This window comes from Chlorobium sp. KB01 (assembly GCF_001975465.1).
Classification (GTDB): domain Bacteria; phylum Bacteroidota; class Chlorobiia; order Chlorobiales; family Chlorobiaceae; genus Chlorobium.
In genome coordinates this window covers 37,277-47,625 of sequence record NZ_MPJE01000016.1, presented here as the reverse complement: position 1 = coordinate 47,625, position 10,349 = coordinate 37,277, and the positions used below count along the sequence as shown (strand labels likewise).

General features: G+C 50.0%; 7 protein-coding genes. 1 reads left to right on the top strand and 6 read right to left on the bottom strand.

Annotated features, from left to right (window positions below):
• Positions 1–426: 426 nt before the first annotated feature.
• Complete coding sequence (gene cysK / locus BOO20_RS01165) at positions 427–1,380, top strand: cysteine synthase A (protein ID WP_076789533.1); 954 nt, start codon at positions 427–429, stop codon at positions 1,378–1,380.
• Positions 1,381–1,457: 77 nt separating this feature from the next.
• Here the strand turns inward: cysK and BOO20_RS01160 are convergent, their stop codons facing one another.
• The 6 genes from BOO20_RS01160 to BOO20_RS01135 form a co-directional block, all read right to left on the bottom strand.
• A complete protein-coding gene (locus BOO20_RS01160) occupies positions 1,458–1,703 on the bottom strand; it encodes a hypothetical protein (RefSeq protein ID WP_006365917.1) in 246 nt (81 codons plus the stop codon).
• Between the two features lie 62 nt (positions 1,704–1,765).
• The gene (locus BOO20_RS01155) at positions 1,766–3,136 is read right to left on the bottom strand and encodes a TolC family outer membrane protein (RefSeq protein ID WP_083694472.1); all 1,371 of its coding nucleotides are present in this window, start codon (positions 3,134–3,136) and stop codon (positions 1,766–1,768) included.
• A 28-nt stretch (positions 3,137–3,164) separates the two neighbouring features.
• A complete protein-coding gene (locus BOO20_RS01150; protein ID WP_076789550.1) occupies positions 3,165–4,343 on the bottom strand; it encodes an HlyD family efflux transporter periplasmic adaptor subunit in 1,179 nt (392 codons plus the stop codon).
• Positions 4,344–4,389: 46 nt separating this feature from the next.
• Positions 4,390–6,102 (bottom strand): type I secretion system permease/ATPase, encoded by a 1,713-nt coding sequence (locus BOO20_RS01145; protein ID WP_076789530.1) that lies wholly within the window; start codon positions 6,100–6,102, stop codon positions 4,390–4,392.
• Positions 6,103–6,143: 41 nt separating this feature from the next.
• On the bottom strand, positions 6,144–7,853 hold the full coding sequence (locus tag BOO20_RS01140; protein WP_233120843.1) for a type I secretion system permease/ATPase: 1,710 nt from the start codon (positions 7,851–7,853) through the stop codon (positions 6,144–6,146).
• A gap of 386 nt (positions 7,854–8,239) precedes the next feature.
• Positions 8,240–10,324 carry a GAF domain-containing protein gene (locus BOO20_RS01135; RefSeq protein ID WP_076789521.1) on the bottom strand — a complete coding sequence of 695 codons (2,085 nt, stop codon included), beginning with the start codon at positions 10,322–10,324 and terminating at the stop codon, positions 8,240–8,242.
• Positions 10,325–10,349: the final 25 nt, after the last annotated feature.

Below are 10,349 nucleotides of genomic sequence, written 5' to 3'. Positions count from 1 at the left end.
GAAGACAACTCTATCATACTTTACGCCTCAAGAGGCGGGGAATATGACCCATAGAGATTTAAAATAATTCATTGAATACAACTAATTCATTATTACGCACTTCCAGAAAATCAAATACCGGGAAATGCAGATAAAAATGACGCTTTACTTATTTATTTATATATGGTTATCGGTTTTATTTGGTAATGGTTTTTAAATCTCTACTGCGAATGCTCATTCACTTTTTTTCTTCTATACAGGCCGTTTCATGAAGAAGGTTCCACTACTTTGCCTGTATGGCAATCAAAAGGGAGAAGCACGGCTTCGTATTGAAGCATTTGCTCAATGCGCAAAAAAGGGGTAAATACCTGTTTTTGTATTCGTTAAAAAAAAGCATTAACAATTGTTATTTTCAAAAAAAACGCCACAAATAAACAGAAATACACTATGGGACGAATCGCAAAAAAACTGACCGACCTTATCGGTAATACCCCCCTGCTTGAGCTGGGGAATTTCAGTCGTGAGTTTGATGCTGCAGCATCGATCATCGCCAAACTCGAATATTTCAACCCCGGAGGCAGTGTCAAGGACCGTATAGGTTTTGCCATGATAGAGGATGCCGAGAAAAAGGGTCTGCTCAACCCCGATACCGTCATCATTGAACCGACCAGCGGCAATACCGGTATTGCCCTGGCCTTCATTGCCGCGGCCAAAGGGTACCGCCTGATGCTCACCATGCCTGAAACCATGAGTATTGAACGCCGCAACCTGCTCAAGGCTCTTGGAGCCGAACTGGTTCTGACTCCAGGACCGGAAGGTATGCCCGGGGCCATCAGAAAAGCTGAAGAGCTGCATCTGAAATATTCGAACTCCTTTCTTCCACAACAGTTCAAAAACCCGGCCAACCCTGATATCCACCGCAGAACCACAGCCGAGGAGATCTGGAAGGATACCGATGGAAAGGTTGATATCTTTGTGAGCGGAGTAGGTACCGGCGGCACTATTACCGGTGTCGGCGAGGTACTCAAGCATAAGAATCCTGTGGTGAAAATTGTAGCTGTTGAGCCATTTGACTCTCCGGTCATTTCAGGAGGAAAGCCCGGCCCACACAAAATACAGGGAATCGGCGCAGGATTCATTCCTGACATCCTCAATACCGCTCTTATTGACGAGATTATTCTGGTGAAAAACGAGGACGCCCTTCGAACCGGACGTACCCTTGCCCGTACAGAGGGACTTATCGTCGGCATCTCATCGGGAGCTGCGGCTTACGCAGCCCTGCAACTTGCTCAGCGTGAGGAGAACAGGGGTAAAAATATTGTCGTTATCCTGCCCGATACCGGCGAACGCTACCTCTCGACACTGCTCTACCAGTTCGATCCTGAAGAGAACAATCTTTAGGCTGCTTGCCCGCAAAAGCCCTTATGGTCAAGAGGAAGCATAAACATTCACGCTTCCTCTTGTGACCAGCTCCAGTGTCAATTTTGATCCAGAGAGACCGGTGTGTCTGTTTTTGTCACAATGCCATCGGCAACAAGTTTTTCGATTGCCTTTGAGAGCTGATCGTGTGTTCTCAACAGCGCCGGAACCGATAGAGCGAGTGCTCCGACAGGACGGATGTTTGCCTTCTCATCTTCAATCTGCATAATATTGACAATATCAAAACGAATAATGCCATCAATAAGCGTGATGTTGGCGATTCCGTCGGCGTAGATGGTCTGCATGCTTTGTTTTTCCTTGATATAGTGGTTATGAAAAGTATTACAATAAAATAGCGTGAACGTATTCAGCCCCGAACAAGAGAGCCGTTAAACTGTTCAATCTCTTTTTCAGAGAGTACCCCTGCTCGCTGTTTAAGCAGCAGGGTGTTAAGAATATACTGATAGCGCAGTTTGGCCAGATCACGCCTGCTTGTAAAGAGCTTCCACTCCGCATCAAGAACGTCGACATTGCTTCGAATTCCGGCCCCGAACCCCTTTTTTGTTCCGATCAGCACAATTTCTCCTGATTTAACCGCCTGTTCATAGGCATGAATCTGGGCAATAGTGGTGATTACACCGTTATAGTATTTGCGAATCTCGGATTCAACTGCACGCTCCTTGCTGCTGAGATCTTCAACGGATTTAAGCCTCTTGGCATGGGCCTGACGAATTGCTGCACTCGCAAAACCGCCGGTATAGGTCGGAACGCTCAACTGCAAACTGATCGAATAGGTATTATAGGTTGAACCGATCGAGTAGTTGTTTTCACTCTCGGAATAACTCTTTGAGCCGACAAGATCAATCGTCGGGTAACGGGACCATCGCTGTTTGTCTATCTCGTGTTTTGCAATCTGAATTTCCTGGCGGGCTGCTGCAAGTGCCGGATTTGACAGGAGTGCCATGGCAATCCACTCTTCAACCCCTTTTGGTTGCGGATTCTGGAGTGCAAGCCGTGCAGGGTCAAGCCGGAAGAGCTCGTCAGGATAGATCCCGATCAGGTCTTCCAGCTCCCTGCGGCTGAATTCGACAGAACTCACAATATCAACACCCTCAGCGAGCGCGATATCGTAGCTCGCCTGCGCCTCATTGATTTCGGTAATCGTACCGTAACCGTTATCAAAACGGCGCCTTGCCTGGCGAAGCTGCTCCAGCATCGCCCTGGTGTGCGCCTGACTGAAATTGAGATTATCCTCGGCAAAAAGAGCATTGCAATAGGCCTCGGTCACTCGAACAATCAGGCCAGCCTCTTCACTCTGAAGTTCAGCATCACTCTTGGAGGCAATAGACTTGGACTGCTGATACTCCGCAATATTGGAGAGGTTGAGCAGCGGCTGACGAATCGTTACTCCATAGTTTATGGTATTGTAATAATCCACCGGTGTAAAGCGACCCTGAATACCATGTTGCGTTGAACTTCGGCCCCGCGAACCGCTCCAGCGGATATTGGGACGCAACTTGGATCTCGATTTTCCGATCTCCTCCCGGAAGATCATATTATCGGCCCTGGCAACACGCAACTTGGCATCGTAATCGAGGGCTTTCCGGTAAGCCGTCGAGAGGTCAATCGGCGCAGCTGATACCGTTCCGGACGCAAAGAGCGCTCCTATAACCATCAATCGGGAAAACTGCTTCATCATCGCTTCATTCACGTCAATATTCGTTATCCATGAAACCATTTTGTTCAACAAACCCTGAGCCCTGAACCTACTCCTCCTTCATTGAAACCATGATCTTCTTGATCAATGGATCGATCAGATAGACCAGAAGTGAGCGTTCACCGGTCTTGACCACAACAATTACCGGCATTCCGGGCTGCATCTGGCGATGGCCGAGTGATCGCATCCCCTGGGGAGTTACCGTAACCCTGGCAAGATAGTAGGTTGCTCCCGGCTGCATGGGGTTCATCTGGGGTTCGGTTATAATATCTTTTGAGACCGATTCAACCACACCCTGCACAACAAGCTGGGGCGAGTGGGAAAATGAGGAGAAGCTGACATCAACCGGCAGACCTTTTTGAATGCTGTCAATAAGATGGGGTGCCACCTTTGCATCAATAAGCAACCCCTCATTACTCGGGACAATATCCATAATTTTCTGACCCGGCTGAACCACAGCTCCCACCGTCTGAACCTGAAGCCCGACCACCTGTCCGGAGGCTGGTGATCGAATCTCGGTATCCGCCAGCTCTGCGGCAAGCACTTTACTCTTTACTGCATCTGCCTCCACTTCAAGCAGCATCTGGGCGAGCTGGGATGCGGTTGCCGATTTGAACTCCGATATCTTCAACTCCAGTTCCCGCTGCTGGCTCATCGGGGCGTAACCTTCCTTGACAAGGGAGGTTATACCCGCAAGCTGGGCATTGAGCAGGTTGATTGTCGTTTGACGGGAGATGAAGAGCTGCCGTTCATTGCTCATATTTCGTTGAGCCAGCTCCCGGTCAGGGTCATTGAGGATATCCGGATGAAAGGTGATTGAACGGGCTCCACGAAGCTCTGCATGAAGCCTGTCGGCTGTTGCCCGAATGCCAAGATAGTGCTGATGCGCTTCATCAAAGCGGGCTTTTGCCGGCTGGCGCTCAAGCGTTACAAGCAGGTCGCCCTGACGCACCATCTGGCCCTCACGCACATGAACCTTCTCGATACTGCCTCCCCTCAGGTGCTCAACAACCTTCCGTTTTGTTGCAATACTCACGATCCCCTGACAGGGTACACCCTCGTCAAGGGGAGCAAATGCTGCCCACAGCAGAAATCCGCCGAAACCGACCAGCAGTATCCAGATACCAAGCCTTACGGGGCTTCTGGTATCACGGTATTTCTCCTTGTTTCTGGCCAGTTGCACAGCCTTTGCGTCATCTTCCTGTTTTACGGCTTGTATCTCTTCCATAGTATCCTTGATCTCCATTACCTTTTACACTTCTGAAAAATTCAGTTCAGGATGCCTGGACTGCTGATGTTGATACCGCTGCCGGACGCATGGCAGCGATAACCTCTTCGCGCGGCCCGCAGCGTTCGATCCGTCCGGCTTTCATCACCGCAACAAGATCGGCTGCACCGAGTATGCTTGGGCGGTGGGTAATCAGAATGACGGTTTTACCTGCGGCTTTCATATCCCCGACCGCCTGAAGCAGTGAACGCTCACCGGCTTCATCAAGATTGGCGTTCGGCTCATCAAGAACAAGAATAGCCGGATTACCGTAGATGGCACGGGCAAGCCCGAGCCTCTGGCGCTGACCGCCCGAAAGCATGCCGCCGGCTTCACCGATCTGGGTATCATAACCTCGGGGAAAACTCAAAATCATCTCATGAATTCCGGTACGGCGCGCAGCCTCAATCACCTTGAGTGAATCAATTTCGGCAAACCGGGCAATATTTTCGGCAATAGAGCCATCAAAAAGCTCAATATCCTGCGGCAGATAGCCAAGGTGCGGCCCGAGCTCCGCTCTCTCCCAGTTCTCAATTGGATCACCGTCTATGAGCACCGCTCCCTCGGGATGAGGCCAGACTCCGACGATACAGCGGGCAAGTGTTGATTTTCCTGATCCTGAAGGGCCGAGCACAACCACAACCTTTCCGGGAGGAAACATCACCTGTATATTATCAAGAATAGGCATTTTACGACCCTCAACACGAACGGTAAGAGACTCGATCCTGATTTCGCCGAAAGGATCCTGATGCACTCCTCCCTGCTGCTGTTCCGGAAACTCTTCAAGCAGTTTTTCCAGACGGGTAAAGGCGGTAAGGGAGTGAACAAACGGCTTCCAGGTGGCCACAACAAGATCAAGCGGCTGAAGAGCCTTCGACATCAGGACATTTGCCGCAATCATCGATCCTGCAGACATCCTGCCGTCAACAACGAGAAGGGCTCCGGCTCCAAGCGTAAGAGACTGCATGGTGTAGCGAAAAAACTTTGCCCATGCCTGCTGACGATGCTGACGGTCATGGGAGCTCTCCGCCTTTTCCAGAGAGGACTCGTTGAGAACAAACCACCGTTTCATGAGGTTCCCGCTCATACCCATCGCATGAATCGGCTCAATGTTGCGAAGCTTGCTCTGCACATAGCGGTAGCTCTCATTACCTGCTTCAGAGGCAAGTTCAATCTCTCTGCGGGTCAGAAGATGGCTTTGCAGGGTTACGAGAAGCTGAATAATCGCAAAGAGAATTGAGAGGCACCCGAGAAAAGGACTGAGGAGAAAAATAACGGCAATATAGATCGGCGTCCAGGGGGTATCAAAAAACGCAATGATCCCGTTTGCCGTAAGAAACTGGCGGATATTGGCCAGATCCTGGAACGCCTCGCTGATTTTATGCGTGCTGCGGGTAAGGAAAGCTTCAAAACTCGCATTGAAGACCAGCGAGTTGAGCGCTTCATCAAGCTGTACTCCTGCACGAACCAGAAGACGGGAACGCAGCCACTCGGCAAATGCCATCACCACATAAAAAAGAATCAGAAACAGGGTCACCATGAAGAGGGTCAACTCACTGCCGCTTTTCATTACCCTTCCATATACCTGAAGCATATAGAGCGTCGGCGCAAGCATCAGGACGTTGGCGATCATGCTGAAAATTCCGACCCATAGAAAGAGACGGCGAAACGTCCAGAGCTGACGGGAGAGAATACTGCGATTAAAAAAATCAGGCGTCATAGGTAGACATATACACTGTTCCGGTAAAATTAACTGCGTGGTTATTGTGGCGCCTGCTTCTGGGCCTCATGAGCAGGCGCCTGTTTTGCTGCAAGTACCTCCTGGGTGGTGCCGAATCGCTGAATCTGGCCGTCAACAAGCACAAGAATATGCTCCATTAATCCAAGGATATTCATCCGATGTGTTATGACAATCACGGTTGCCCCCTGTGCCCGCAATGCCTTCATCGTATTGGTCAGAGCGATATCTCCGGCTTCATCAAGACTGGCATTGGGTTCATCAAGAACAACAAATTTCGGCATACCGTACACCGCTCTGGCCAGCGCCACCCGTTGCCGTTCTCCCCCGGAAAGGAACGACCCGTCATCGCCTATCTGGGTATCATACTTTTCCGGCAACCCTTCAATAAACTCGTCAAGCCCTACCATCCGGCAAGCCTCATTTACTTTTACAGGGTCCGGAACGTCAAAGCGGGCTACATTTTCCGCGATGGTTCCTTCAAAAAGCTCCACATTCTGGGGCAGATAACCGATATACTGCCCGAGCTCCTCCTTATCCCATTGATAGATATCGTTTCCATCAAGACGCACCTTGCCCTGAATCGCCGGCCAGATACCGACAAGGAGCCGGGCAAGCGTGGTTTTGCCGGAAGCTGAAGGCCCGACTATCGCCAGCGACCCGGCGGAAGGAATTCTGAAACTGATCCCTTTGAGAATTGGCACCTGGGTTCTCGGTGCACCGGCAACAACACCTTCAACAAGTAAAAAACCTTCGGGGGGAGGCAGAGACATCTTTTTTTCCGGAAGAGGAAACTCCCTGAGCAGGGCATTCAGACGTCTTGAGGCCTCAAGGGTATCTTCAACCTGACGCCAGCTGCCGATTATCTGTACAAGCGGAGCAAGTACCCTGCCGCCAAGAATAGATCCGACGATCATACCTGATCCGAAAAGCGCACCTTTAAGCATCAGCCAGCAACCCATGCCAAGCAGAAGAGAGCTTAAGAGGCTTTGCACAAGTTTGGAAAGCGCCGCATTGGTACCCGCATGGTCCGACGCGATAGCCTGATGCATCAGGAACTCCTGCTGGCGAACCATCCACCGTTTGTGAATATTGCCGAGCATCCCCATCGATTCAATGACCTGGGCATTGCGAATAACCTCCTCCGCATAGCTTTGCGCACTGTTCGAACTCCGGGTTGCCGCAATAAGCGGTTCACGGGTACGGCGTTCATTAAGAAAACCTATCGCGAACTGGACAACAGCTCCGGCCATTGCAAACCATCCGAGTGCGGGACTCATCAGAAAAAGAATCACCAGGATAAGCAGCGCAAGCGGCGCATCAATAATGGCAAGCATTGCCCTGGAGGGGAGAAATTCCCGAATGGACTTCAGATCACGAAAAGCAGTTGCTCCTGAAAAGGGCAGATTGGAAAGGCGTGCGGAGACAACCGCTCCGAAGACCTGCTCGCGGAGCCCCTTGTCAAGCTGCATGCCGGCATCATGCATTACCTGACTTCGAACCCATTCAAGCGCTTCGAGCAGCAGATAAAGAAAAATGACAAGAATGGTAAGCATCAACAGCGTCCTGTGATTGCGGCTGTTGAGCACCCGGTCATAGACCTCCATCATGTACATGCTCGGAGCAAGGACAAGCAGATTAACAAAAAGACTGAAAAAAAACGTCTTCTGTACTGAAGGAATAAGGGGTAAAAGAGCCTCACGCAAGAGAGATTTCTCTTTTGTGTTTTTCACAGCAGGAAAGCGTTGCATTCACATTGACTCATCGGCATAGATAAAATATAAAGCGTTAAACTCCACCGGGATGCAACAGCCACCAGGGGCGGTTGAACGGTATAACGAAAAGTGGAGATCAAAACAGGCTGAGGCAGGATACCCTGAAAAACCGGTAAAACATGCAGACAGACACAAGAGACAAAAGGTTTCTGTATCATGGTTGAGAGAGCATGCTTGATCCAGCACTCTTTTTCAGTGAACCGGCGTCAACCAGTGCTGTGCACCATACAGCCGCATTATGGACTGTACTGTTTCGCAAATACACTTGTAAGATGAAATATAACAAGTGTATTTGCAATACTCTATCCTGTAATCAGGAGGGAGTAACGAAAAACTGAACGCCCCTAAAGCTCTCCGCTGAGGAGTTCATCGACTTTTTTCGTCAGCGCAGTGAGGGAAAAGGGTTTGTTGATAAATCCGACACCTTCCTCAAGTACCCCCTCCCGGGCAATAATATCGGAAGTGTATCCGGACATATAAAGGGTTTTAATATCCGGTCGAATCAGTTGAAGCTTCCTGGCAAGTTCACACCCGTTCATTTCAGGCATGATAACATCCGTCATTAGAACATGAATCTTCTCGGCATACTGGCTGGTAATGCGGATCGCCTCCAACGGTGTTGAAGCGGTAAGTACCGCATATCCTTTTTTCTCGAGCATCAGTTTACAGAGACTCAGAATATCCGGCTCATCTTCAACAATCAGTACCGTCTCTTTTCCCCTGCTTTCGGATGGCAGCGGCTCTGAGGCATCATCAGGATCGGCATAACCACGATGTTTCGGCAGATAGATGTTGAAGGTTGTCCCCTTTCCCGGCTCACTCTGGCAGTCAATAAAGCCTTTGTTCTGTTTTACAATACCATAGACCGTAGCGAGCCCCATTCCGGCGCCCTGATCTTTTTCCTTGGTCGTAAAAAACGGTTCAAAGATATGAGGGAGATCCTTTTTTGCGATTCCGGATCCCGTATCGGTCAGGACAAGCATGACATATTCGCCCGGCAGCTTGCAGGGATGACCGGCAGCACACGCCGGCTTGTCAACGGATATGGTACGGGTTTCAATACTGATTTTACCGGATCCGGCAATGGCATCACGGGAGTTGACCGTAAGATTGCCAAGGATAAGATCGATCTGGACAGGATCAATCTTTACCGGAGTAGTAAGACTTTCGGGTATCCAGACCAGGGTAATCTGATCACCGACAAGCCCTCTGAGCATGGAGAGCATTCTTTCAACCATGGTGTTCAGATCGAGCACAACGGGCATGACTGCCTGCTTGCGGGAGAAGGCGAGGAGCTGGGTGGTAAGTTCTGCTGAACGCTCAACCGCTTTCAGAATCATCTTCAGGTTGTTCTGCAGCGATTGATCAAGAGCCGGATGGAGCATGGCAAGTTCAACATTGCCAAGAATAACTCCGAGCATATTATTGAAATCATGCGCAATACCTCCGGCGAGCTGACCGATCAACTCCATTTTCTGGGCCTGAAAGAGCACTTCCTGAATTTTCTGCTCCGAAAGCTCTGCGCGCTTGCGTGCGACAATATCCCAGGCAAAATCGGCCAGAGAACCGACAAGCCGAACATCATTGTCATCATAATCGTATGCTTTGTCCGCAACGCCCAGAAGAGCCTGTACCGTTCCCCCTCTTATGACAGGAACAACAAGGGTTCTCTCTATCTCAGGATGGCCCTCCGGCATAGGGACGAACCGGCGTAAGCCCACGTTATTATTGATAACCACCGGTCTCCTGTTCAAGAGTGCATCAGACCATAGATCCGGACTATTGAGAGGAGGATGGGAAACATCCTCCGCAACACACTGAAACTTCGGAAACATGTTGCTTGAAAGAACCTGACTGGATAGTGCATCCTGATCGTTACCGGTAAAATGACAAAAGCCGAGCCGGCTGCCGGTAAGTCGTTCAGCTTCGTCCAGTGTCGCCCGCAGCAGCGTCTCGACAGAACTGGTTTCGGCAATATCAAGAAGGGTGAGACGAAATTCATTAATGGCTTCGAATCGTTTCCTCTCGGTAATATCAAGACCTATTGCAACCACAAAGGGATCACCATCAATCATTATCCTGCTTCCCGAAAGCATCCGCCACTGATATTCAGGCCCGCCATGCAGCAACACCCGCCCTTCATCGGTCTCTTCAACACCATTTGCCAGTATGTTTGCCATTTTCTCCTGCGCAAGCGCCCGGTCATCGGGGTGAAAAACCCTCAGAGCTTCAAAACCTTCCAGTTCGCATTCAGGAAGTCCAGCTATTACATCACGGTAATAGGCGTTCCACCAGACAATTCTGCCGTTCGCATCGTTGACCGTAAATGAACCGGGAAAAGCATCAATGATGGCTTTGCTGAATGTTTGCTCGTATCTGGAGGCCTTGCTCCGCTCTATCGGAGACTTCTCTCTGTGATGATCACTCATATTTTGCGGCTGTAGAATATTCTAT